Here is a 20,147-nt window from a genome sequence, read left to right as displayed (position 1 = left end):
ATTTGCAACCCCGTAAAAAGCGGGAATTAAATATACATAATAAATTTTTAGTATTAATTATGCCAACAATTCAACAATTAGTAAGAACAGGAAGAACTCAGATAACTAAGAAGAGTAAATCGGTTGCTTTAGATTCTTGTCCTCAAAGAAGAGGGGTTTGTACGCGTGTTTACACTACAACACCAAAAAAACCAAACTCTGCAATGCGTAAAGTAGCGCGTGTACGTTTGACAAATGGTAATGAAGTAAATGCCTACATCCCTGGTGAAGGACACAATTTACAAGAGCACTCGATAGTATTAGTTAGGGGTGGAAGGGTAAAAGATTTACCAGGAGTTAGATATCACATCGTTCGTGGTGCACTTGATACGTCAGGAGTAGCAGGAAGAACGCAAAGAAGATCTAAGTACGGAGCTAAACGCCCAAAAGAAGCAAAAAAGTAATTTAAAACGTAATTTTTATTGAGGCGCGATCTATCGCGGCTAGATAATTATGAAGTTTTATTAAAAAAAAGACATGAGAAAAAGAGCGGCAAAGAAAAGACCACTTTTACCAGATCCAAGGTTTAACGACCAATTGGTAACGCGTTTTGTGAACAACTTAATGTGGGACGGTAAGAAATCAACAGCTTTTAAAGTTTTTTATGATGCAATTGACATTATAGAATCTAAAAAGCAAGATGCAGAAAAACCATCATTAGAAATATGGAAAGATGCTTTAACTAATGTTATGCCTCACGTAGAAGTACGTAGTCGTAGAGTAGGTGGAGCTACGTTTCAGATTCCAATGCAAATTAGACCGGATAGAAAAATCTCTATGGCAATGAAGTGGTTAATACTTTATTCTAGAAGAAGAAATGAAAAATCTATGGCTCAAAGATTGGCATCAGAATGTTTAGCTGCGGCTAAAGAAGAAGGTGCTGCTGTTAAGAAAAGAATGGATACTCACAAAATGGCAGAGGCTAACAAAGCGTTCTCTCACTTTAGATTTTAATTCATAAGAAATGGCTAGAAATTTAAAATATACAAGAAATATTGGAATTGCTGCTCATATTGATGCTGGTAAAACAACAACAACAGAGCGTATTCTTTTTTATACTGGGAAATCACACAAAATTGGTGAAGTACATGATGGTGCTGCTACAATGGACTGGATGGCTCAGGAGCAAGAAAGAGGTATTACAATTACTTCTGCAGCGACAACTTGTGAGTGGAATTTTCCAACTACACAAGGTAAGCCGTTACCAGAAACATTGCCGTATCACTTTAATATTATCGATACCCCGGGACACGTTGACTTTACAGTTGAAGTAAACCGATCTTTACGTGTTCTTGATGGTTTAGTTTTCTTATTTAGTGCTGTTGATGGTGTAGAGCCTCAATCGGAAACTAACTGGAGATTAGCTGATCAATATAGAGTACCACGTATTGGGTTTGTTAATAAAATGGACAGACAAGGATCTAACTTTTTGATGGTATGTCAACAAGTAAGAGATATGTTAAAATCTAATGCAGTTGCAATCACTTTGCCAATTGGTGAAGAAAATGATTTCAAAGGTGTTGTGGATTTAGTGAAAAACCAAGCTATTGTTTGGCATGAAGAAGGTTTAGGAGCAACGTACGATATTGTGCCTATTCCTGAAGATATGCTTGAAGAAGTGAAAGAATACAGATCAATTCTTATTGAAGCAGTAGCTGATTATGATGAGAATTTGCTTGAGAAATTCATGGAAGATGAAAACTCTATTACTGAGGAAGAAATCAACATTGCATTAAGAGCAGCTGTAATGGACATGGCTATCATTCCAATGATTGCTGGTTCTTCTTTCAAAAACAAAGGTGTTCAATTTATGTTGGATGCTGTTTGTAAATATTTACCTTCTCCAATGGATAAAGACGGTATCGAAGGGATTCATCCTGACGACGCTGAATTGTTAGAAGAAGATCAAACTAAAATTTTGCGTAAGCCAGATGTTAAAGAGCCATTTGCTGCTTTAGCTTTTAAAATTGCTACTGACCCATTCGTAGGTCGTTTGGCTTTTTTCCGTGCTTATTCAGGACGTTTAGATGCAGGTTCTTATGTTTTGAACACACGTTCAGGAAATAAAGAAAGAATCTCGCGTATATATCAAATGCATGCTAACAAGCAAAATCCAATCGATTATATCGAAGCGGGTGATATTGGAGCGGCAGTAGGATTTAAAGATATTAAAACTGGAGATACATTGTGTGATGAAAAAAACCCAATTATTCTTGAGTCAATGAAATTCCCTGCGCCAGTAATTGGTATTGCAATTGAACCTAAAACTAAAGCTGACGTTGATAAAATGGGTATGGCTTTAGCTAAATTAGCTGAGGAAGATCCAACATTTACTGTTAGAACTGATGAAGCTTCAGGACAAACTATTATCTCGGGTATGGGTGAGCTTCACTTAGATATCCTTGTTGATAGAATGCGTCGTGAATTCAAAGTTGAAGTAAACCAAGGTGAGCCTCAAGTTGAATATAAAGAAGCTTTTACAAGAGAAGCTCAACATAGAGAGACATATAAGAAACAATCTGGAGGTCGTGGTAAATTCGGTGATATCGTATTTAGATTAGAGCCTGCTGATGAAGTGGATGGTAAAACTCCTGTTGGTTTGCAGTTTATTAATGCTGTAAAAGGTGGTAACGTTCCTAAAGAATATATACCATCTGTTGAAAAAGGTTTCAGAGAAGCTATGAAAACTGGTCCTTTAGCGGGATACCAAGTAGATAGTTTGAAAGTAACTCTTTTGGATGGATCTTTTCACCCTGTGGATTCTGATGCGCTTTCTTTTGAGTTAGCTGCCAGAATGGGATACAGAGAAGTGGCTAAGGCTGCTGGTGCTGTAATTCTTGAGCCTATCATGAAAATGGAAGTTATTACACCAGAAGAAAACATGGGGGATATCGTAGGTGATATCAACCGTCGTAGAGGACAGGTTAATGACATGGGTGATAGAGCAGGTGCGAAAACAATTAAAGCGGATGTACCTTTATCTGAGATGTTTGGATATGTTACTACATTAAGAACTTTATCTTCAGGTCGTGCAACTTCAACAATGGAATTTTCACACTACGCAGAAACGCCTTCAAATATATCTGAAGCGGTTATCAAAAAAGCAAAAGGAAACGCTTAATCTTTAAGAAAATGAGTCAAAAAATCAGAATAAAATTAAAATCTTACGATCACATGTTGGTAGACAAGTCTGCTGAGAAGATTGTAAAAACAGTAAAAAGTACTGGTGCAGTAGTTACGGGACCAATTCCATTACCAACTCACAAAAAACTTTTCACAGTGCTACGTTCTCCACACGTTAATAAAAAAGCGAGAGAACAATTTGAAGTAATGTCATATAAGAGATTAATTGATATTTATTCATCTTCATCTAAAACTATCGATGCTTTAATGAAATTAGAATTGCCTAGTGGAGTTGAAGTAGAAATCAAAGTTTAAGTATCTTCTAAGGAAAATTAAGGGCACTTTGTTTAAGTGAAAACTTTTTTTGGATTGTGTGTAAATAAGTTATACTTTTGCACCACTTTAAAAATAAGGGTTCACTTAAATGATGTGTTCTATTTTTATATTTAATAATTAATAATTAATATTTATGTCTGGGTTAATTGGTAAAAAAATCGGCATGACTAGCATCTTTGATGAGAACGGGAAGAACATTCCTTGTACGGTAATTCAAGCTGGTCCATGTGTTGTTACCCAAGTCAGAACCAAAGGTGTTGACGGGTACGAAGCGTTGCAACTTGGTTTCGATGACAAAAACGAGAAACATTCCACAAAAGCGGCTTTAGGTCACTTTAAAAAAGCGGGAACTGTAGCTAAGAAAAAAGTCGTTGAATTCCAAAATTTTGCAACAGAACAAAAACTAGGGGATCTTATTGATGTCTCTATGTTTGTTGAAGGAGAATTTGTAGATGTACAAGGTGTATCTAAAGGTAAAGGTTTTCAAGGGGTTGTAAAACGTCACGGTTTTGGTGGTGTTGGTCAAGCAACTCATGGTCAACATAACCGTTTAAGAGCGCCAGGTTCTGTAGGGGCTTCTTCTTATCCATCTAGAGTATTCAAAGGAATGCGTATGGCTGGACGTATGGGAGGAGAAAATGTAAACGTTCAAAACCTTAGAGTTTTAAAAGTAGTTACTGAGAAGAATCTACTTGTTATTAAAGGATGTGTTCCTGGTCATAACAACTCTTATGTAATCATTCACAAGTAATGGAAGTAAAAGTATTAGATTTCAACGGAAAAGATACTGGCAGAAAAGTTCAACTTTCTGATTCAGTATTCGCAATTGAACCAAATAATCACGCTGTATACCTTGATGTTAAGCAATATTTAGCTAATCAAAGACAAGGAACGCACAAGGCTAAAGAAAGAGCTGAAGTTGCGGGAAGTACACGTAAGATTAAAAAACAAAAAGGAACTGGTACTGCTCGTGCGGGTAGTGCAAAGAATCCATTGTTTAAAGGTGGAGGAACGGTTTTTGGACCAAGACCAAGAAGTTATTCATTTAAATTGAATAAAAGCTTGAAGCGTTTGGCAAGAAAATCAGCTTTCTCTATTAAAGCAAAAGAGTCAAATATTATCGTTCTTGAAGACTTTAGTTTTGAAACTCCAAACACTAAAAATTTCATTAATGTTTTGAAAGCTTTAGAGTTGGATAATAAAAAATCTCTATTTGTGTTGGGCGATACGAATAAAAATGTATATTTGTCCTCACGCAATTTAAAGGCCTCTAGCGTAGTAAGTAGCTTAGAATTAAGCACTTACGCTATTTTAAATGCAAATAACTTAGTTCTTTTAGAGAGTTCTTTGGAGATAATTGAAGAAAATTTAAGTAAATAATAGGATATGAGCATCATAATTAAACCTATAGTAACAGAAAAAGTAACCAAAGAAAGTGAAGTTTTAAACCGCTTCGGATTCGTTGTTAATAAAAAAGCAAATAAAGTTGAGATTAAGAAAGCTGTTGAAGCTGCTTATGGAGTAACTATTTTGAGTGTTAACACGATGAACGTAAGGCCGGATAGAACTACAAAATACACTAAAAGTGGTTTAATTACTGGAAAAACAAATGCAATTAAGAAAGCAATTGTTCAAGTAAAAGAAGGAGAAACAATTGATTTTTACAACAATATCTAAGATAGAAAAATGTCAGTAAGAAAATTAAAACCTATTACCCCAGGTCAGCGATTTAGAGTTGTGAATGGTTATGACGCCATTACAACTGATAAGCCGGAACGCTCTTTGATAGCGCCGATAAAAAACTCTGGAGGTAGAAATAGTCAAGGAAAGATGACCATGCGTTATACGGGTGGTGGTCACAAGCAGAGATATCGTATTATTGATTTTAAACGTACTAAAGAAGGAATTCCTGCTACGGTTAAATCAATCGAATATGATCCAAATCGTACTGCGTTTATCGCTTTATTAGCTTACGCTGATGGTGAGAAAACATATGTAATTGCTCAAAACGGATTGAAAGTTGGTCAGAAATTAGTTTCTGGTCCAGAATCTCAACCTGAAATTGGAAATACATTACCTTTAAGTAGAGTTCCACTAGGAACTGTAATTTCTTGTATCGAATTGAGACCAGGACAAGGGGCTGTAATTGCTCGTTCTGCTGGAACATTTGCTCAATTGATGGCAAGAGATGGAAAATATGCTACAATTAAAATGCCTTCAGGTGAAACAAGATTAATCTTGTTGACTTGTTCTGCTACAATTGGAGCTGTTTCTAATTCAGACCACCAATTAGTTGTATCTGGTAAAGCAGGTAGAACAAGATGGTTAGGTAGAAGACCTAGAACAAGACCTGTAGCAATGAACCCTGTCGATCACCCAATGGGTGGTGGTGAAGGACGTTCTTCTGGTGGACATCCACGTTCAAGAAATGGAATACCAGCAAAAGGTTATAGAACTCGTTCTAAGAAAAACCCGAGTAACAAGTATATCGTAGAACGTAGAAAGAAATAATAAGATATGGCACGTTCATTAAAAAAAGGACCTTTCGTTCATTATAAGTTAGACAAGAAAGTTCAAGAAAACATCGCTGGTGGGAATAAAGGAGTAGTAAAGACTTGGTCTAGAGCTTCTATGATTACTCCAGACTTCGTTGGGCAAACTATCGCAGTTCATAACGGTCGTCAATTTGTACCAGTTTACGTAACAGAAAACATGGTAGGTCACAAATTAGGAGAATTTTCACCAACTAGATCTTTTAGAGGTCATGCTGGAGCAAAAAATAAAGGTAAAAAATAAGAAGCAATGGGAGTTCGTAAAAGAGAAACAGCAGATGCGAGAAAAGAGGCTAATAAGTCTATTGCTTTCGCGAAATTGAATAACTGCCCTACTTCACCTAGAAAAATGCGCTTAGTAGCGGACTTGGTAAGAGGTCAGAAGGTAGAAAGAGCACTAAACATCTTAAGATTTAGTTCTAAAGAAGCTTCAAGAAAATTAGAAAAATTGGTTTTATCTGTAATTGCCAACTGGCAAGCAAAAAACCCTGACGCTAATATGGAAGAAGCAGGTTTATTTGTTAAAACGATTACAGTAGATGGTGGAATGATGTTGAAAAGACTTCGTCCAGCTCCACAGGGTCGTGCACACAGAATTAGAAAACGTTCTAATCACGTAACAATCGTGCTTGGATCTATTAATAACACACAAGCAATTTAATACAAGATGGGACAAAAGACAAATCCAATTGGAAATAGACTTGGTATCATCAGAGGATGGGACTCAAACTGGTATGGTGGAAATGATTATGGTGATAAACTTGCCGAAGATCACAAAATCAGAAAGTATATCCATGCTCGTTTATCAAAAGCTAGTGTATCAAAAGTAATCATCGAGAGAACTTTGAAACTTGTAACCGTTACTATCACTACTGCTAGACCTGGTATCATTATCGGAAAAGGTGGACAAGAGGTAGACAAGTTAAAAGAAGAACTTAAGAAAATTACTGACAAAGAGGTTCAAATCAACATCTTTGAAATTAAAAGACCTGAACTTGACGCGTATCTAGTTGCTACAAGCATCTGTCGTCAAATCGAAAGCCGTATTTCTTACAGACGTGCAATCAAAATGGCTATTGCTGCTTCTATGCGTATGAACGCTGAAGGTATCAAAGTTTTGATTTCTGGTCGTTTGAATGGTGCTGAGATGGCACGTTCAGAAGGTTTCAAAGAAGGAAGAGTTCCTTTATCAACTTTCAGAGCCGATATTGATTATGCATTAGCTGAAGCGCATACTACTTATGGTAGAATGGGTATCAAAGTGTGGATCATGAAAGGTGAAGTTTACGGAAAGAGAGATCTTTCTCCGCTTGCTGGAATGGACAAGAAACAATCTGGCGGAAAAGGTGGAGATTCTCCTCGTGGGAAATCTAACTTTAATAAAGGTGGAAAGCCAGACGCTCGTAAAAGAAAGTAATTTTTAAATTAAAGAAAAATGTTACAGCCTAAAAGAACAAAATACCGTAAGGTACAAAAAGGTAAAATGAAAGGGAACTCTGGAAGAGGGCATGAACTTTCTAATGGAATGTTTGGTATTAAATCTGTACATGAAGATGGAATGTTTTTAACTTCTCGTCAAATTGAAGCAGCTCGTATTGCTGCTACACGTTTCATGAAAAGAGAGGGACAATTATGGATCAAAATATTTCCAGACAAACCAATTACTAAGAAGCCTCTTGAGGTACGTATGGGTAAAGGTAAAGGAGCAGTTGAGTATTGGGCTGCCGTTGTTAAACCCGGAAGAATTATGTTTGAAATTGGAGGAGTACCTTTGTCAGTTGCAAAAGAGGCGTTACGTCTTGCAGCTCAAAAGCTTCCAGTAAAAACTAAATTCGTTATTGCTAGAGATTTCGAAGCATAATCTATATTATATTATGAAACAATCAGAAATAAAAGATCTTTCTGCAGCGGAGTTGCAAGAAAAACTTAGTCAAACTAAGAAGGCATATGCCGACCTAAAAATGGCTCACGCTATTTCTCCAATTGAGAATCCACTTCAAATTAGAAGTGTGAGAAGAACAGTTGCAAGATTAGCTACTGAACTTACAAAAAGAGAGTTACAATAATTGTAATCTGCTGAAAGATGGAAGAAAAAAGAAATTTAAGAAAAGAAAGAGTTGGTGTTGTAACTTCGGACAAAATGGATAAATCTATTGTTGTTGCAGAAGTGCGTAAAGTAAAACACCCATTATACGGTAAGTTCGTGTTGAAAACAAAGAAATACGTTGCACACGACGAAACAAACGACTGTAACATTGGAGATACTGTAAGAATTAGCGAAACGCGTCCTTTAAGTAAATCAAAATGTTGGAGATTAGTTGAAATCCTAGAAAGAGCTAAATAATTATGGTACAACAAGAATCAAGACTAAAAGTAGCAGATAACACTGGAGCAAAGGAAGTTTTAACTATCCGTGTTTTAGGAGGTACCAAAAGAAGGTATGCCTCTGTTGGTGACAAGATTGTAGTTTCTATCAAAGATACAACTCCAAACGGAAGCGTTAAAAAAGGAGCTGTTTCAACTGCAGTTGTTGTACGTACCAGAAAAGAAGTGAGAAGAGCCGATGGTTCTTATATCCGTTTCGATGACAATGCATGTGTTCTTTTGAACGCTGCAGGGGAAATGAGAGGAACTCGTGTTTTTGGACCGGTAGCAAGAGAACTTCGTGAAAAACAATTCATGAAAATTGTATCATTAGCACCAGAAGTGCTTTAATTCGTTTTAAGATGATAAAGCTAAAAATAAAAACAGGTGACATCGTAAGAGTAATTGCTGGAGATCACAAAGGATCAGAAGGTAAAGTATTACGTGTTGACCGTGAGAAAAACAAAGCAATCGTTGAAGGTGTAAACATGGTTTCAAAACACACGAAACCAAGTGCAAAAAGCCCTCAAGGTGGTATTGTGAAAAAAGAAGCTTCTATTCAAATTTCTAACATCTCTCTAATTGATCCTAAAACTAAGGAAGCAACTAGAACTGGAGTTAGAGTTGAAGGAGATAAGAAAGTAAGATTTTCAAAAAAATCTAATCAAGTACTATAGTAATGGCATATACACCTAGACTAAAAGAAGAATATAAGAGTAGAGTTATCTCTGCTCTTACAGAAGAGTACGGATATGTAAACGTAATGCAAGTTCCTAAATTGGAGAAAATCGTTTTAAGCCGTGGAGTTGGAGCAGCAGTTTCTGATAAAAAATTAATCGACTATGCGGTTGATGAATTGACAAAGATAACTGGACAAAAAGCAATATCTACTATTTCAAAGAAAGACGTTGCGTCTTTTAAATTGAGAAAGGGAATGCCAATTGGAGCAAAAGTTACTTTGCGTGGAGAAAGAATGTATGAGTTTTTAGATAGACTTATTACTTCAGCTTTACCACGTGTTAGAGATTTCAGTGGTATTAAAGCTACTGGTTTCGACGGAAGAGGAAACTATAACCTTGGTGTTTTAGAGCAAATCATTTTCCCAGAAATTGATATTGATAAAGTAAACAAAATATCTGGAATGGATATCACTTTTGTTACTTCTGCTCAAACTGATAAGGAAGCAAAGTCATTATTGGCTGAATTAGGATTACCTTTTAAAAAGAATTAAGATATGGCTAAAGAATCAATGAAAGCCCGTGAGGTTAAGAGAGAAAAAACGGTAGCTAAATATGCTGAGAAAAGAAAAGCTTTGTTAGAAGCTGGAGATTTCGTAGGTTTGCAGAAATTACCGAAAAATGCTTCACCAGTTCGTTTGCATAATAGATGTAAATTAACAGGTAGACCAAGAGGGTATATGCGTCAATTCGGTGTTTCACGTGTTACATTTCGTGAAATGGCTAATAATGGATTGATACCAGGTGTTAAAAAAGCTAGTTGGTAAAAAATTGAATTTTAATTGGTTAAAGGTTCGAAAGAAAGTCTGGAGAAAACCATAATCGCAAATTAATACATATGTATACAGATCCTATTGCAGATTATTTAACAAGGGTTAGAAACGCTGTGGCTGCAAACCACAAAGTTGTCGAAATCCCTGCATCTAATCTAAAAAAAGAAATAACTAAGATCTTATTTGATCAAGGTTATATCTTAAGTTACAAATTTGAAGACAACGCTGTTCAGGGTTCGATCAAAATTGCTTTGAAGTATGATAAAGATACTAAAGAGTCAGTAATTAAAGATATCCAAAGAATTAGTAAACCAGGTTTACGTAAATATTCAAGTTCAGCTTCTATTCCTAGAATCCTTAATGGATTAGGAATTGCTATTGTTTCTACATCAAAAGGTTTGATGACTGGAAAGAAAGCCAAACAACTTAATGTTGGTGGAGAAGTAATTTGTTACGTATACTAATAAAAAGACTATAAGATGTCAAGAATAGGTAAAAATCCAATTGTAATCCCTGCTGGTGTAACTGTAGAAGTTAAAGACGGTATTATTACAGTTAAAGGAAAAAATGGTCAACTAACGCAGGAGTTTTCGGACGTTACTGTAACAGTTGAAGACGGTCAAGTTCAAGTAGATAGATCGTCTGATCACAAAGACCAAAGAGCAAAACACGGATTATACAGATCTTTAATCAATAACATGATTATCGGTGTAACTGACGGTTTTACAAAATCATTAGAATTGGTAGGAGTTGGTTATAGAGCTTCTAATCAAGGACAAAAATTAGATTTAGCTCTTGGATATTCTCACAATATTGTTTTAGAAATTGCTCCAGAAGTAAATTTAGAAACTATATCTGAAAAAGGTAAAAACCCAATTGTTAAACTAACATCGTTTGACAAACAACTTTTAGGTCAAGTTGCGGCAAAAATTAGAGCTTTCCGTAAGCCTGAGCCGTACAAAGGAAAAGGTGTTAAATTTGTAGGTGAAGTATTAAGAAGAAAAGCAGGTAAATCAGCTTAAAAAATAAGATTATGTCATTAACAAAACCTGAAAGAAGACAAAGAATTAGATTCAGAATTAGAAAATCAATTAGTGGTACTGCTACTAATCCAAGACTTTCTGTATTTAGAAGTAACAAAGAAATTTATGCTCAACTTATTGATGACGTAAACGGAGTTACTTTATTGGCTGCTTCTTCAAGAGAAAAAGAAATAGGTAAAGGTACGAACATTGAAGTAGCAACTGCTGTTGGAAAACTAGTTGCTGAGAAAGCTATTAAAGCTGGAATAGATGTAGTAACGTTCGATAGAGGAGGTTATTTATATCATGGTCGTATTAAATCATTAGCGGAAGGCGCGAGAGCGGCTGGACTTAAATTCTAATATAGTATGTCTAATAGTAAATACAAGAATGTAGAGTTAGTAAAGCCTAGTGGTCTTGAATTAAAAGATCGTTTGGTAAGTGTAAATCGTGTTACTAAGGTTACAAAGGGTGGTAGAGCTTTTGGTTTTTCTGCTATTGTAGTTGTAGGTGATGAAAATGGTGTTGTAGGACATGGATTAGGAAAATCTAAAGATGTTTCTGAAGCAATTGCGAAAGCAGTAGAAGATGCTAAGAAAAATTTAGTAAAAATTCCTTTGAATGGTCAATCAGTACCACACGAACAAAAAGGTAAATTTGGTGGTGCACGTGTATTTTTAATTCCTGCCTCTCATGGTACAGGAGTTATTGCTGGTGGAGCTGTTCGTTCAGTTCTTGAGTCAGTAGGTATTCACGATGTATTATCTAAATCTCAAGGATCATCAAATCCTCACAACGTAGTAAAAGCAACTTTTGATGCTTTATTACAAATGAGAAGTGCTTATACTGTTGCAAAACAGAGAGGGCTTTCTTTAGAAAAAGTTTTTAAAGGTTAATTCAAGGAAATTATGGCTAAATTATTAGTAAAACAAGTTAGAAGTAAAATCAACTGTCCACTTGATCAAAAAAGAGGATTAGAAGCTTTAGGTCTACGTAAAATGGGTCAAGTTGTAGAACATGACTCAAACCCTGCAATCCTTGGGATGATAAACAAAGTTAAACACTTAGTTTCTGTAGAGGAAACTAAATAACAAATACTGTTATGAATTTAAGTAACTTACAACCAGCTGAAGGGGCAACGCACAATCAAAATAAGAGATTAGGTAGAGGAGAAGGTTCTGGAAAAGGTGGTACTTCTGCAAGAGGTCACAAAGGAGCAAAATCTCGTTCTGGATATTCTAAAAAGATTGGTTTTGAAGGAGGGCAAATGCCACTTCAAAGACGTGTGCCTAAGTTTGGTTTTACAAACATCAATCGTAAAGATTACGAAGGTGTGAATCTAGATACGCTTCAATTATTAGTTGATAATGGTATAATTACAGATGCTGTCGATATGACAACTTATGTAGCTAACCGTTTGGCAACTAAAAATGAAATCGTTAAGATTTTAGGAAGAGGAGAATTGAAAGCAAAATTAAAAGTAACTGCTCACAAATTTACTGCTACTGCAAAAGCTGCTATTGAAGCTGCTGGAGGAGAAGCTGTAACAATATAATTTTTCAATTTATGAAGAAATTTATTGAGTCAATAAGTAATGTTTGGAAAATCGAAGAACTAAAAAACAGAATCCTAATCACATTAGGTCTGCTTTTAGTTTATCGTTTTGGAGCACACGTTACGCTTCCGGGAATCGATGCAACACAATTAAATAGTTTAGCTGGCCAAACCAAAAGTGGTATTGGATCTATCTTAGACATGTTTACGGGTGGAGCTTTCTCTAAAGCGTCAGTTTTTGCTTTAGGAATTATGCCTTACATTTCTGCATCTATTGTTGTTCAACTTATGGGAATTGCTATTCCTTATTTGCAAAAACTTCAAAATGATGGAGAGAGTGGTAGAAAAAAGATTAATCAGATTACACGTTGGTTGACTATAGTTATTACTTTAGTACAAGGACCAACATATATCTATAATCTATATAGAACTTTACCTAGTAGTGCATTTTTATTAGGGTTTAATTCTTTTGAATTCTTATTTTCTTCAGTAATTATCTTAGTTACAGGTACAATTTTTGCCATGTGGTTAGGAGAAAAAATAACTGATAAAGGAATTGGAAATGGTATTTCGCTTTTAATTATGGTTGGTATACTTGCTAGATTTCCTCAGGCATTTATACAAGAATTTACAACTAGGGTTACTAATAACAACGGAGGACCAATGTTATTGGTTATCGAAATTATTATTTGGTTATTGGTTATTGTTGCTTGTGTTTTATTGACTATGGCAATTAGAAAAATACCAGTTCAGTACGCTCGTCGTACTACTTCAGGAGATTATGAACAAGATTTAATGGGTGGTAATAGACAATGGATTCCTTTGAAGCTTAATGCTTCAGGAGTGATGCCTATTATCTTTGCTCAAGCAATTATGTTTATTCCTGCTGCTGTTGCTGGGTTATCAAAATCTGATGCATCACAGTCTATTGTTGGTGCTTTTAGTAACATGTTCGGTTTTTGGTATAATTTTGTATTCGCAACATTAATTGTTGTATTTACTTACTTTTATACTGCGATTACTGTTCCTACTAATAAGATGTCTGATGATTTGAAAAGAAGTGGTGGTTTTATTCCAGGTGTTAGACCAGGAGTTGAAACTTCTGATTTTCTTGACAAGGTGATGTCTTTGATAACTTTCCCAGGATCTTTATTTCTTGCTCTAATAGCTGTGTTCCCAGCGATTGTTGTAAGTCTTATGGATGTTCAACAATCTTGGGCAATGTTTTTTGGGGGTACCTCATTAATCATTATGGTTGGTGTTGCAATAGATACAATTCAACAAATCAATTCATACTTGTTAAACAAACATTATGATGGTTTAATGAAAAGTGGAAAAAATAGAAAAGCAGTAGCTTAATTTTATGGCAAAACAATCAGCAATAGAACAAGACGGATCAATCATTGAAGCATTATCAAATGCGATGTTCCGTGTAGAATTAGAGAATGGACATATCGTTATTGCTCACATTTCTGGAAAAATGCGTATGCATTACATCAAATTATTACCTGGTGATAAAGTGAAACTAGAAATGAGTCCTTACGATTTGTCAAAGGCAAGAATTACTTATAGATATTAAAGGATATTCACAATGAAAGTTAGAGCATCAGTAAAAAAGAGAAGTCCCGAGTGCAAAATTGTGCGTAGAAAAGGGAGATTGTACGTTATAAACAAAAAGAATCCTAGATTTAAACAAAGACAAGGATAGTTATGGCAAGAATAGCAGGGGTAGATATCCCGAAAAACAAGAGAGGTGTTATAGCACTTACCTACATCTTCGGATTAGGAAATAGTAGAGCTATTGAGATTTTAGAAAAAGCTCAAGTAAGCCAAGATAAAAAAGTTCAAGACTGGAATGATGACGAGATCGGAGCAATTCGTGAAGCTGTATCAGCATTCAAAATTGAAGGAGAATTACGTTCTGAAGTTTCTTTAAACATCAAACGTTTAATGGATATTGGTTGTTACAGAGGTATCCGTCATAGAACTGGTCTTCCTTTAAGAGGACAAAGAACTAAGAATAACTCTAGAACAAGAAAAGGTAAAAGAAAAACTGTTGCTAACAAGAAAAAAGCAACTAAATAATAAGTAATATGGCTAAAGCAACTGCAAAAAAACGTAAAGTTATCGTTGAATCAACGGGAGAAGCTCATATTTCTGCTACCTTCAATAACATCATCATTTCTTTGACAAACAAAAAAGGTGAAGTTATTTCTTGGTCTTCAGCTGGTAAAATGGGTTTTAGAGGTTCTAAAAAGAATACTCCATACGCAGCCCAAATGGCAGCAGAAGATTGTAGTAAAGTAGCTCTTGAAGCAGGACTTAAAAAAGTGAAAGTGTATGTTAAAGGACCAGGAAACGGACGTGAGTCTGCTATCCGTTCTTTGCATAACGGTGGAATTGAAGTTACAGAGATTATCGATGTTACTCCAATGCCTCACAACGGATGTCGTCCTCCAAAAAGACGTAGAGTTTAATAATATATTTAAGTATAACTAGGTAGAATATACGATTATCGAAGGATATGACCTGAATTCATAATCTCTACCTTAATTTAATTTTTAGAAATGGCAAGATATACTGGTCCAAAAACTAGAATTGCTCGTAAATTTGGCGAAGCAATATTCGGAGATGACAAATCTTTCGAAAAAAGAAATTACCCACCTGGACAACACGGGATGGCTAAAAAAAGAGGAAAAAAATCTGAATATGCAATCCAGTTAATGGAAAAGCAAAAAGCTAAATATTCTTACGGAATTTTAGAAAAACAATTCAGAGGTTTATTCAAAAAAGCATCAGCTACTAAAGGTGTTACTGGTGAAGTTCTTTTACAATTATGTGAGGCAAGATTAGATAACGTTGTATTTAGAATGGGTATTGCTCCTTCTAGAAGAGGCGCTAGACAATTAGTTTCTCACAGGCATATCACTGTAAATGGTGATGTAGTAAATATTGCTTCTTACCACCTTAAACCTGGTGATAAAGTTGCTGTTCGTGAAAAATCTAAATCATTAGAAGCTATCGAACGTTCTTTATCTAATTCAAGTCATGTTTATGAATGGATTACTTGGAATAATGATGTTAAAGAAGGTACTTTTGTAACTGTACCAGCTAGACTTCAAATTCCAGAAAACATTAAAGAACAATTAATCGTAGAGTTGTACAACAAATAATAATTGACTTAGTCGAAATTTATGGCAATATTTAATTTTCAGAAGCCCGATAAAGTTATCATGATCGATTCAACCGATTTTGAAGGTAAGTTTGAATTCAGACCTTTAGAACCAGGATACGGATTGACCGTTGGTAATGCACTTAGAAGAGTTTTGCTTTCAGCATTAGAAGGTTATGCAATTACATCTGTCCGCATAGAAGGTGTAGATCATGAGTTTTCTACTATCTCAGGAGTTGTTGAAGATGTTACCGAAATTATTCTTAATCTTAAACAAGTACGTTTTAAGCGTCAAATTGAAGATATAGATAATGAAGCAGTTACTATTTCTGTTTCTGGTAAAGATCAATTAACAGCAGGTGATTTTCAAAAATTTATCTCAGGTTTCCAAGTTCTGAACCCAGAATTAGTTATTTGTAATTTAGATAGTAAAATCAAACTGAACTTCGATTTAACAATCGAAAAAGGTAGAGGATATGTTCCTGCTGAAGAGAACAAAAAACAGAATGCTGCAATTGGAACCATTTTTACAGACTCCATTTTTACTCCGGTAAAAAATGTAAAATATGCAATTGAAAACTTCCGTGTAGAGCAAAAAACAGATTATGAAAAATTAGTTTTTGAAATAAAAACTGATGGTTCTATTAATCCAAAAGATGCACTTACTGAAGCTGCCAAAGTTCTAATTCACCATTTCATGTTGTTCTCTGACGAAAGAATTACACTTGAGGCTGATGAGATCGCACAAACAGAATCATATGATGAAGAATCATTACACATGAGACAATTGCTTAAAACTAAGCTTGTTGATATGGATTTATCTGTTAGAGCATTAAATTGTTTGAAAGCGGCTGAAGTTGATACACTTGGTGATTTAGTATCGTTCAATAAAAATGACCTAATGAAATTCCGTAATTTCGGTAAAAAATCTTTAACAGAGCTTGATGAACTTGTGGCTGTGAAGAATTTGAACTTCGGTATGGATTTAGCAAAATACAAACTAGATAAAGAATAAATTACTTCATATTTTGATCTCCAAAGCGGATAGTATCAAGATGAAAGTATAAAAATACACGTCATGAGACACGGAAAAAAATTCAATCACTTAAGCAGACAGACTGCACATAGAAAATCTATGTTAGCTAATATGGCTTGTTCTCTTATTGAGCACAAACGTATTAACACAACTGTAGCTAAAGCAAAAGCGCTTAAACAATTTGTTGAGCCTTTAATAACAAAATCTAAAACTGATACGACTCACAATCGTCGTATTTGTTTTGCTTATTTACGTAGCAAATATGCCGTAACTGATTTATTCAGAGACGTAGCTGCTAAAGTAGGAGACCGTCCAGGTGGATACACTCGTATCATTAAAGTTGGAAATCGTTTAGGAGATAATGCTGATATGGCAATGATCGAATTAGTAGATTTCAATGAACTTTACAATGGTGGTAAAAAAGAAGTTAAAAAAGCTAAAAGCCGTCGTGGTGGAAAAGCTAAAAAAGCAGATGAAGCTACGGAAGCTCCCGCTGCTGAAACTGAAACAACTACAGACGCAGCTGAATAGTTATGAAAATAATCATTCAATAAAATTTAAGGATAAGCTATTTATAGTTTATCCTTTTTTTTTGTTTTTTTTGGAGCAAATAAACAATAGTTTTTTGCACTTATTTCCTGCTGTTCATTCTATCTTTTACTTTATAAAGAATAAAGTAAAAGGATGTCATTACCATCAGGGCTATTTTATAACTTTTTTATTTTATAATAAAATTTAAAAGTTTGCATCCATTGTATTAATGAATTAAATTTGCAAAATATTTAACTACGTATGGAATGAGTTTTAATTCCATGAGATTATTAAAATATAAAATCTACTAATGAAATATACAACACGACAAAGTGCCATACTTTTACTAAGTGATGGTACAATTTTTCACGGAAAATCTATTGGAATCAGCGGAACTACTTTTGGGGAAGTTTGTTTTAATACTGGAATGACTGGATATCAGGAGATTTTTACTGACCCATCTTATTTTGGACAAATCATGGTAGCGACTAATGCTCATATTGGAAATTATGGCGTAAATGAAAAAGAAATAGAATCTGATAGTATTAAAATTTCTGGATTGGTTTGTAAAAACTTTAGTTTTAATTATTCTCGTGAAGATGCTACTCAAAGTTTAGAGGATTATTTTATTAAAGAAAACCTAATTTGTATCTCAGATGTTGATACGCGCGCATTAGTAAGTTACATTAGAGATAATGGAGCAATGAACGCTGTTATTTGTACGGATGGCTCTTCTGTTGAAGAATTGAAAGTTGCCTTAGCTAATGTTCCAGATATGAAAGGTTTGGAATTAGCTTCTAAAGTTTCTACTAAATTGCCTTATTTTTATGGAGAAGAAAATGCTACTTATAAAATATCAGCTTTAGACTTAGGAATTAAAACAAATATTCTACGTAATCTTGCAAAAAGAGATTGTTACATTAAAGTTTTTCCTTTTGACTCATCGTATGAGGATATGGCTTCTTTTAATCCTAACGGTTATTTCTTGTCTAATGGGCCTGGTGATCCTGAACCGCTTTCTAGTGCAATACAAGTTGCTAAAGATATTTTAGCAAATGATAAACCTTTATTTGGAATCTGTTTAGGTCATCAAGTAATTGGTTTGGCTAATGGAATTTCAACTTATAAAATGTTTAATGGACATAGAGGGATTAACCATCCAGTAAAAAACTTGATTTCTGGTAAAGGGGAGATTACATCTCAAAATCACGGTTTTGCTGTAAATAAAGAGGAACTAGAACGTAATCCAGATTTAGAAATTACGCATGTACATCTTAATGATGGTACTGTTGCTGGAATGCAAATGGTAAATAAAAATTGTTTTTCTGTACAATACCATCCTGAAGCAAGTCCTGGTCCGCATGATTCTTCTTATTTATTTGATCAGTTTATAGCAAATATTAATAAATAATAATTTTAGTATACAAGTATAAAAGGCCTAACTTATATGTTGGGCCTTTTTTTTATATACCAAAAGGATAAGTTTCGGGAAATAGTTTTTTATCAACCTGTATATGTATAGGATGTAAGGCTGTTGTTTTATCAATATAAATAAAAGCATCATATCGTTTTGGTAAAATGGTAGGGACGTAATTTCCAAATCGTTCGTGTTCGGGATTGTATACTACTCCTATGGCTCTATGTCCAATGTAGTCTTCCATGCATTTCTCTTCTCTTACCTTGTTCATTAGTAATAATCTATTTTGACCTTCAGAAGCTTTATGAAAGAGATATTCCCAGCTGTCTTCTTCTGCTTTAGGAACTTCTATTTTTCTCATAGCATCACCCCAATTTCGTCCTGCTATGACACTGCCTTCGTAGGAGCCAAATCCAACTGATATTACACCCTCAGTTAGGTGTTGTTCTTTTAATAATTGACCTACATTTACCATTCCTTCGGATGCCATGTCAGTTGCGCGTGCATCTCCTATATGTGTGTTGTGTTCCCAAACTATAATTTTTGAATTGGTACCATGGTATTTAAGCAGTCGTTCTATAGTAGCTACCATATGTTCATCTCTAATATTCCATGATGCAGAACCACGTTTTATCATTGCGCGGTAATATTTTTCAGCATTTCTAGCTATATAGGCATTTTGTTCTGTACTCATTACATTTTCGGCATCTGAGTTATAATTTGGTACGTTTTTTCTGATTTCAATAAGTAGATTCAGAATTTCTTTTTCGCATAAAATGGGTACAAACGCCGAGGCTCTTGCATACGACTGGCCTTCGTCTTTGGAATAAGGTTCGTAGCATTCAATCGCTTTTTTTGCAATGGCCAATGCTTTTGTGTCGTGTTTTTCTAAATATTGGATTATAGAAGCCATGGAGTCTCTAAAACTATATACATCTAGTCCGTAGAAGCCTATTTTTTTATTCTCTGATAAGTCTCTATTGTAGGATTTAAGCCAATCAATAAATGCGGCTATTTCCCAATTTGCCCACATCCAAGTTGGCCAGCGCTTAAACTCATTCATAACATTATAGATGTCTTTACCAGAATCGATGTAGCCTTTAGAGTACCGATTTAGTCGGTAGCAATCTGGCCAATCTCCTTCTACTCCTATAAAGGAAAAACCTTTTTCTTGTATTAAACGTTGCGTGATTTTGGCTCTCCATGTATAATATTCATGGGTTCCGTGTGATGCTTCACCAAGTAAGACATATTTTGCGTCACCAATAAAATCAATTAATGGGTCTAAATCTTCTAGTTTTTCTAAAGGAGAGGAAGTGGTTTTTAATAGATCTTCAATTGCATTATTGCATTTTTTTCTTTTTAAATCATTTAAAGTTCTCATTATCTTTATTTTATTTGAATTAAGTATGTTTTTATGAACTTAAAAAAAATGTAAAATGTATAAATATCTTATATAAAGTTATATTAATATACTGGTAATCAATAATT

At 34.7% G+C, this 20,147-nt stretch carries 34 protein-coding genes; 33 read left to right on the top strand and 1 reads right to left on the bottom strand.

Annotated features, from left to right (window positions below):
- The first annotated feature begins 59 nt into the window (after positions 1 to 59).
- The 33 genes from rpsL to carA all read left to right on the top strand — a co-directional run bounded on the left by rpsL (position 60) and on the right by carA (position 18,650).
- A complete protein-coding gene (gene rpsL / locus AB3G39_RS16155) occupies positions 60 to 443 on the top strand; it encodes a 30S ribosomal protein S12 (RefSeq protein ID WP_007136570.1) in 384 nt (127 codons plus the stop codon).
- A gap of 73 nt (positions 444 to 516) precedes the next feature.
- The gene (gene rpsG / locus AB3G39_RS16150) at positions 517 to 993 is read left to right on the top strand and encodes a 30S ribosomal protein S7 (RefSeq protein ID WP_035668130.1); all 477 of its coding nucleotides are present in this window, start codon (positions 517 to 519) and stop codon (positions 991 to 993) included.
- Positions 994 to 1,003: 10 nt separating this feature from the next.
- Positions 1,004 to 3,160 carry an elongation factor G gene (gene fusA, locus AB3G39_RS16145; RefSeq protein WP_369769614.1) on the top strand — a complete coding sequence of 719 codons (2,157 nt, stop codon included), beginning with the start codon at positions 1,004 to 1,006 and terminating at the stop codon, positions 3,158 to 3,160.
- 11 nt (positions 3,161 to 3,171) lie between these two features.
- Positions 3,172 to 3,477 (top strand): 30S ribosomal protein S10, encoded by a 306-nt coding sequence (gene rpsJ, locus AB3G39_RS16140; protein ID WP_011963470.1) that lies wholly within the window; start codon positions 3,172 to 3,174, stop codon positions 3,475 to 3,477.
- A gap of 154 nt (positions 3,478 to 3,631) precedes the next feature.
- Positions 3,632 to 4,249 (top strand): 50S ribosomal protein L3, encoded by a 618-nt coding sequence (rplC, locus tag AB3G39_RS16135; protein ID WP_367757197.1) that lies wholly within the window; start codon positions 3,632 to 3,634, stop codon positions 4,247 to 4,249.
- Positions 4,249 to 4,878, top strand: a complete 630-nt coding sequence (gene rplD, locus AB3G39_RS16130; protein ID WP_367773559.1) for a 50S ribosomal protein L4 — start codon at positions 4,249 to 4,251, stop codon at positions 4,876 to 4,878. Before rplC ends, rplD begins: the two co-directional genes overlap by 1 nt.
- 6 nt (positions 4,879 to 4,884) lie before the next feature.
- On the top strand, positions 4,885 to 5,175 hold the full coding sequence (gene rplW / locus AB3G39_RS16125; RefSeq protein WP_026707015.1) for a 50S ribosomal protein L23: 291 nt from the start codon (positions 4,885 to 4,887) through the stop codon (positions 5,173 to 5,175).
- A 9-nt stretch (positions 5,176 to 5,184) separates the two neighbouring features.
- Entirely contained in the window at positions 5,185 to 6,009 is an 825-nt protein-coding gene (gene rplB, locus AB3G39_RS16120) for a 50S ribosomal protein L2 (RefSeq protein ID WP_035668122.1), read from the top strand.
- 6 nt (positions 6,010 to 6,015) lie between these two features.
- A complete protein-coding gene (gene rpsS, locus AB3G39_RS16115; RefSeq protein ID WP_007136562.1) occupies positions 6,016 to 6,294 on the top strand; it encodes a 30S ribosomal protein S19 in 279 nt (92 codons plus the stop codon).
- Between the two features lie 6 nt (positions 6,295 to 6,300).
- Complete coding sequence (rplV, locus tag AB3G39_RS16110) at positions 6,301 to 6,711, top strand: 50S ribosomal protein L22 (protein WP_007136561.1); 411 nt, start codon at positions 6,301 to 6,303, stop codon at positions 6,709 to 6,711.
- A 6-nt stretch (positions 6,712 to 6,717) separates the two neighbouring features.
- Positions 6,718 to 7,467 (top strand): 30S ribosomal protein S3, encoded by a 750-nt coding sequence (gene rpsC / locus AB3G39_RS16105; RefSeq protein ID WP_026707012.1) that lies wholly within the window; start codon positions 6,718 to 6,720, stop codon positions 7,465 to 7,467.
- An 18-nt stretch (positions 7,468 to 7,485) separates the two neighbouring features.
- On the top strand, positions 7,486 to 7,911 hold the full coding sequence (rplP, locus tag AB3G39_RS16100; RefSeq protein WP_367757203.1) for a 50S ribosomal protein L16: 426 nt from the start codon (positions 7,486 to 7,488) through the stop codon (positions 7,909 to 7,911).
- Between the two features lie 13 nt (positions 7,912 to 7,924).
- Positions 7,925 to 8,116 carry a 50S ribosomal protein L29 gene (gene rpmC, locus AB3G39_RS16095; RefSeq protein WP_035668115.1) on the top strand — a complete coding sequence of 64 codons (192 nt, stop codon included), beginning with the start codon at positions 7,925 to 7,927 and terminating at the stop codon, positions 8,114 to 8,116.
- 17 nt (positions 8,117 to 8,133) lie between these two features.
- Positions 8,134 to 8,394, top strand: a complete 261-nt coding sequence (gene rpsQ / locus AB3G39_RS16090; protein WP_016989323.1) for a 30S ribosomal protein S17 — start codon at positions 8,134 to 8,136, stop codon at positions 8,392 to 8,394.
- Positions 8,395 to 8,396: 2 nt separating this feature from the next.
- The gene (rplN, locus tag AB3G39_RS16085) at positions 8,397 to 8,765 is read left to right on the top strand and encodes a 50S ribosomal protein L14 (protein WP_007136556.1); all 369 of its coding nucleotides are present in this window, start codon (positions 8,397 to 8,399) and stop codon (positions 8,763 to 8,765) included.
- A gap of 11 nt (positions 8,766 to 8,776) precedes the next feature.
- Positions 8,777 to 9,091 carry a 50S ribosomal protein L24 gene (gene rplX, locus AB3G39_RS16080; RefSeq protein ID WP_026707009.1) on the top strand — a complete coding sequence of 105 codons (315 nt, stop codon included), beginning with the start codon at positions 8,777 to 8,779 and terminating at the stop codon, positions 9,089 to 9,091.
- A 2-nt stretch (positions 9,092 to 9,093) separates the two neighbouring features.
- Positions 9,094 to 9,645: a 50S ribosomal protein L5 gene (gene rplE, locus AB3G39_RS16075; RefSeq protein WP_367757206.1), complete on the top strand. Its 552-nt coding sequence runs from the start codon at positions 9,094 to 9,096 to the stop codon at positions 9,643 to 9,645.
- 3 nt (positions 9,646 to 9,648) lie between these two features.
- A complete protein-coding gene (gene rpsN, locus AB3G39_RS16070) occupies positions 9,649 to 9,918 on the top strand; it encodes a 30S ribosomal protein S14 (protein ID WP_126745308.1) in 270 nt (89 codons plus the stop codon).
- Positions 9,919 to 9,989: 71 nt separating this feature from the next.
- Positions 9,990 to 10,388 (top strand): 30S ribosomal protein S8, encoded by a 399-nt coding sequence (gene rpsH / locus AB3G39_RS16065; protein ID WP_072945389.1) that lies wholly within the window; start codon positions 9,990 to 9,992, stop codon positions 10,386 to 10,388.
- A 15-nt stretch (positions 10,389 to 10,403) separates the two neighbouring features.
- Positions 10,404 to 10,946 carry a 50S ribosomal protein L6 gene (gene rplF / locus AB3G39_RS16060; protein ID WP_369769613.1) on the top strand — a complete coding sequence of 181 codons (543 nt, stop codon included), beginning with the start codon at positions 10,404 to 10,406 and terminating at the stop codon, positions 10,944 to 10,946.
- Between the two features lie 11 nt (positions 10,947 to 10,957).
- Positions 10,958 to 11,308 carry a 50S ribosomal protein L18 gene (gene rplR / locus AB3G39_RS16055; protein ID WP_369769612.1) on the top strand — a complete coding sequence of 117 codons (351 nt, stop codon included), beginning with the start codon at positions 10,958 to 10,960 and terminating at the stop codon, positions 11,306 to 11,308.
- 6 nt (positions 11,309 to 11,314) lie between these two features.
- Positions 11,315 to 11,842, top strand: a complete 528-nt coding sequence (rpsE, locus tag AB3G39_RS16050) for a 30S ribosomal protein S5 (RefSeq protein WP_187017211.1) — start codon at positions 11,315 to 11,317, stop codon at positions 11,840 to 11,842.
- 12 nt (positions 11,843 to 11,854) lie between these two features.
- Positions 11,855 to 12,037, top strand: a complete 183-nt coding sequence (gene rpmD, locus AB3G39_RS16045) for a 50S ribosomal protein L30 (RefSeq protein ID WP_187010092.1) — start codon at positions 11,855 to 11,857, stop codon at positions 12,035 to 12,037.
- Positions 12,038 to 12,048: 11 nt separating this feature from the next.
- Positions 12,049 to 12,501 (top strand): 50S ribosomal protein L15, encoded by a 453-nt coding sequence (rplO, locus tag AB3G39_RS16040; RefSeq protein ID WP_367757213.1) that lies wholly within the window; start codon positions 12,049 to 12,051, stop codon positions 12,499 to 12,501.
- 11 nt (positions 12,502 to 12,512) lie between these two features.
- Complete coding sequence (gene secY / locus AB3G39_RS16035; RefSeq protein WP_367773562.1) at positions 12,513 to 13,859, top strand: preprotein translocase subunit SecY; 1,347 nt, start codon at positions 12,513 to 12,515, stop codon at positions 13,857 to 13,859.
- A gap of 4 nt (positions 13,860 to 13,863) precedes the next feature.
- On the top strand, positions 13,864 to 14,079 hold the full coding sequence (gene infA, locus AB3G39_RS16030; RefSeq protein WP_007136545.1) for a translation initiation factor IF-1: 216 nt from the start codon (positions 13,864 to 13,866) through the stop codon (positions 14,077 to 14,079).
- A gap of 12 nt (positions 14,080 to 14,091) precedes the next feature.
- Positions 14,092 to 14,208, top strand: a complete 117-nt coding sequence (ykgO, locus tag AB3G39_RS16025; protein ID WP_008992256.1) for a type B 50S ribosomal protein L36 — start codon at positions 14,092 to 14,094, stop codon at positions 14,206 to 14,208.
- 2 nt (positions 14,209 to 14,210) lie between these two features.
- Positions 14,211 to 14,585, top strand: a complete 375-nt coding sequence (rpsM, locus tag AB3G39_RS16020) for a 30S ribosomal protein S13 (RefSeq protein ID WP_073210387.1) — start codon at positions 14,211 to 14,213, stop codon at positions 14,583 to 14,585.
- 8 nt (positions 14,586 to 14,593) lie between these two features.
- Complete coding sequence (rpsK, locus tag AB3G39_RS16015; protein WP_024981527.1) at positions 14,594 to 14,977, top strand: 30S ribosomal protein S11; 384 nt, start codon at positions 14,594 to 14,596, stop codon at positions 14,975 to 14,977.
- Positions 14,978 to 15,067: 90 nt separating this feature from the next.
- The gene (gene rpsD, locus AB3G39_RS16010; RefSeq protein WP_187017215.1) at positions 15,068 to 15,673 is read left to right on the top strand and encodes a 30S ribosomal protein S4; all 606 of its coding nucleotides are present in this window, start codon (positions 15,068 to 15,070) and stop codon (positions 15,671 to 15,673) included.
- 21 nt (positions 15,674 to 15,694) lie between these two features.
- Entirely contained in the window at positions 15,695 to 16,687 is a 993-nt protein-coding gene (locus AB3G39_RS16005) for a DNA-directed RNA polymerase subunit alpha (RefSeq protein ID WP_066080995.1), read from the top strand.
- 63 nt (positions 16,688 to 16,750) lie between these two features.
- Entirely contained in the window at positions 16,751 to 17,239 is a 489-nt protein-coding gene (gene rplQ, locus AB3G39_RS16000; protein ID WP_040473600.1) for a 50S ribosomal protein L17, read from the top strand.
- A 310-nt stretch (positions 17,240 to 17,549) separates the two neighbouring features.
- Complete coding sequence (gene carA / locus AB3G39_RS15995; RefSeq protein ID WP_367773565.1) at positions 17,550 to 18,650, top strand: glutamine-hydrolyzing carbamoyl-phosphate synthase small subunit; 1,101 nt, start codon at positions 17,550 to 17,552, stop codon at positions 18,648 to 18,650.
- A 52-nt stretch (positions 18,651 to 18,702) separates the two neighbouring features.
- Here carA and AB3G39_RS15990 read toward each other — a convergent pair whose 3' ends face one another.
- Positions 18,703 to 20,040, bottom strand: coding sequence for an erythromycin esterase family protein (locus AB3G39_RS15990; RefSeq protein ID WP_369765697.1), 1,338 nt, complete (start codon positions 20,038 to 20,040; stop codon positions 18,703 to 18,705).
- Between the last annotated feature and the right edge of the window lie 107 nt (positions 20,041 to 20,147).

The sequence above is a fragment of the Flavobacterium sp. WC2416 genome, from assembly GCF_041200095.1.
Classification (GTDB): Bacteria; Bacteroidota; Bacteroidia; order Flavobacteriales; family Flavobacteriaceae; genus Flavobacterium.
This window is presented reverse-complemented; position numbering and strand designations above follow the sequence as displayed.

Excerpts from the sequence above, each read along its gene's own strand:
- rpsM (WP_073210387.1), top strand. The coding sequence starts at position 14,211 with ATGGCAAGAATAGCAGGGGTAGATATCCCGAAAAACAAGAGAGGTGTT.
- ykgO (WP_008992256.1), top strand. The coding sequence starts at position 14,092 with ATGAAAGTTAGAGCATCAGTAAAAAAGAGAAGTCCCGAGTGCAAAATT.
- rpsH (WP_072945389.1), top strand. The coding sequence starts at position 9,990 with ATGTATACAGATCCTATTGCAGATTATTTAACAAGGGTTAGAAACGCT.
- rplB (WP_035668122.1), top strand. The coding sequence starts at position 5,185 with ATGTCAGTAAGAAAATTAAAACCTATTACCCCAGGTCAGCGATTTAGA.
- rplO (WP_367757213.1), top strand. The coding sequence starts at position 12,049 with ATGAATTTAAGTAACTTACAACCAGCTGAAGGGGCAACGCACAATCAA.
- rplC (WP_367757197.1), top strand. The coding sequence starts at position 3,632 with ATGTCTGGGTTAATTGGTAAAAAAATCGGCATGACTAGCATCTTTGAT.
- fusA (WP_369769614.1), top strand. The coding sequence starts at position 1,004 with ATGGCTAGAAATTTAAAATATACAAGAAATATTGGAATTGCTGCTCAT.
- infA (WP_007136545.1), top strand. The coding sequence starts at position 13,864 with ATGGCAAAACAATCAGCAATAGAACAAGACGGATCAATCATTGAAGCA.
- rplF (WP_369769613.1), top strand. The coding sequence starts at position 10,404 with ATGTCAAGAATAGGTAAAAATCCAATTGTAATCCCTGCTGGTGTAACT.
- rplE (WP_367757206.1), top strand. The coding sequence starts at position 9,094 with ATGGCATATACACCTAGACTAAAAGAAGAATATAAGAGTAGAGTTATC.
- rpsQ (WP_016989323.1), top strand. The coding sequence starts at position 8,134 with ATGGAAGAAAAAAGAAATTTAAGAAAAGAAAGAGTTGGTGTTGTAACT.
- rpmC (WP_035668115.1), top strand. The coding sequence starts at position 7,925 with ATGAAACAATCAGAAATAAAAGATCTTTCTGCAGCGGAGTTGCAAGAA.
- rpsS (WP_007136562.1), top strand. The coding sequence starts at position 6,016 with ATGGCACGTTCATTAAAAAAAGGACCTTTCGTTCATTATAAGTTAGAC.
- rplR (WP_369769612.1), top strand. The coding sequence starts at position 10,958 with ATGTCATTAACAAAACCTGAAAGAAGACAAAGAATTAGATTCAGAATT.
- rpsK (WP_024981527.1), top strand. The coding sequence starts at position 14,594 with ATGGCTAAAGCAACTGCAAAAAAACGTAAAGTTATCGTTGAATCAACG.
- secY (WP_367773562.1), top strand. The coding sequence starts at position 12,513 with ATGAAGAAATTTATTGAGTCAATAAGTAATGTTTGGAAAATCGAAGAA.
- AB3G39_RS16005 (WP_066080995.1), top strand. The coding sequence starts at position 15,695 with ATGGCAATATTTAATTTTCAGAAGCCCGATAAAGTTATCATGATCGAT.
- rplN (WP_007136556.1), top strand. The coding sequence starts at position 8,397 with ATGGTACAACAAGAATCAAGACTAAAAGTAGCAGATAACACTGGAGCA.
- AB3G39_RS15990 (WP_369765697.1), bottom strand. The coding sequence starts at position 20,040 with ATGAGAACTTTAAATGATTTAAAAAGAAAAAAATGCAATAATGCAATT.
- rpsC (WP_026707012.1), top strand. The coding sequence starts at position 6,718 with ATGGGACAAAAGACAAATCCAATTGGAAATAGACTTGGTATCATCAGA.
- carA (WP_367773565.1), top strand. The coding sequence starts at position 17,550 with ATGAAATATACAACACGACAAAGTGCCATACTTTTACTAAGTGATGGT.
- rplQ (WP_040473600.1), top strand. The coding sequence starts at position 16,751 with ATGAGACACGGAAAAAAATTCAATCACTTAAGCAGACAGACTGCACAT.
- rpsJ (WP_011963470.1), top strand. The coding sequence starts at position 3,172 with ATGAGTCAAAAAATCAGAATAAAATTAAAATCTTACGATCACATGTTG.
- rplD (WP_367773559.1), top strand. The coding sequence starts at position 4,249 with ATGGAAGTAAAAGTATTAGATTTCAACGGAAAAGATACTGGCAGAAAA.
- rplW (WP_026707015.1), top strand. The coding sequence starts at position 4,885 with ATGAGCATCATAATTAAACCTATAGTAACAGAAAAAGTAACCAAAGAA.
- rpsN (WP_126745308.1), top strand. The coding sequence starts at position 9,649 with ATGGCTAAAGAATCAATGAAAGCCCGTGAGGTTAAGAGAGAAAAAACG.
- rpsD (WP_187017215.1), top strand. The coding sequence starts at position 15,068 with ATGGCAAGATATACTGGTCCAAAAACTAGAATTGCTCGTAAATTTGGC.
- rplV (WP_007136561.1), top strand. The coding sequence starts at position 6,301 with ATGGGAGTTCGTAAAAGAGAAACAGCAGATGCGAGAAAAGAGGCTAAT.
- rplP (WP_367757203.1), top strand. The coding sequence starts at position 7,486 with ATGTTACAGCCTAAAAGAACAAAATACCGTAAGGTACAAAAAGGTAAA.
- rplX (WP_026707009.1), top strand. The coding sequence starts at position 8,777 with ATGATAAAGCTAAAAATAAAAACAGGTGACATCGTAAGAGTAATTGCT.
- rpmD (WP_187010092.1), top strand. The coding sequence starts at position 11,855 with ATGGCTAAATTATTAGTAAAACAAGTTAGAAGTAAAATCAACTGTCCA.
- rpsG (WP_035668130.1), top strand. The coding sequence starts at position 517 with ATGAGAAAAAGAGCGGCAAAGAAAAGACCACTTTTACCAGATCCAAGG.
- rpsE (WP_187017211.1), top strand. The coding sequence starts at position 11,315 with ATGTCTAATAGTAAATACAAGAATGTAGAGTTAGTAAAGCCTAGTGGT.
- rpsL (WP_007136570.1), top strand. The coding sequence starts at position 60 with ATGCCAACAATTCAACAATTAGTAAGAACAGGAAGAACTCAGATAACT.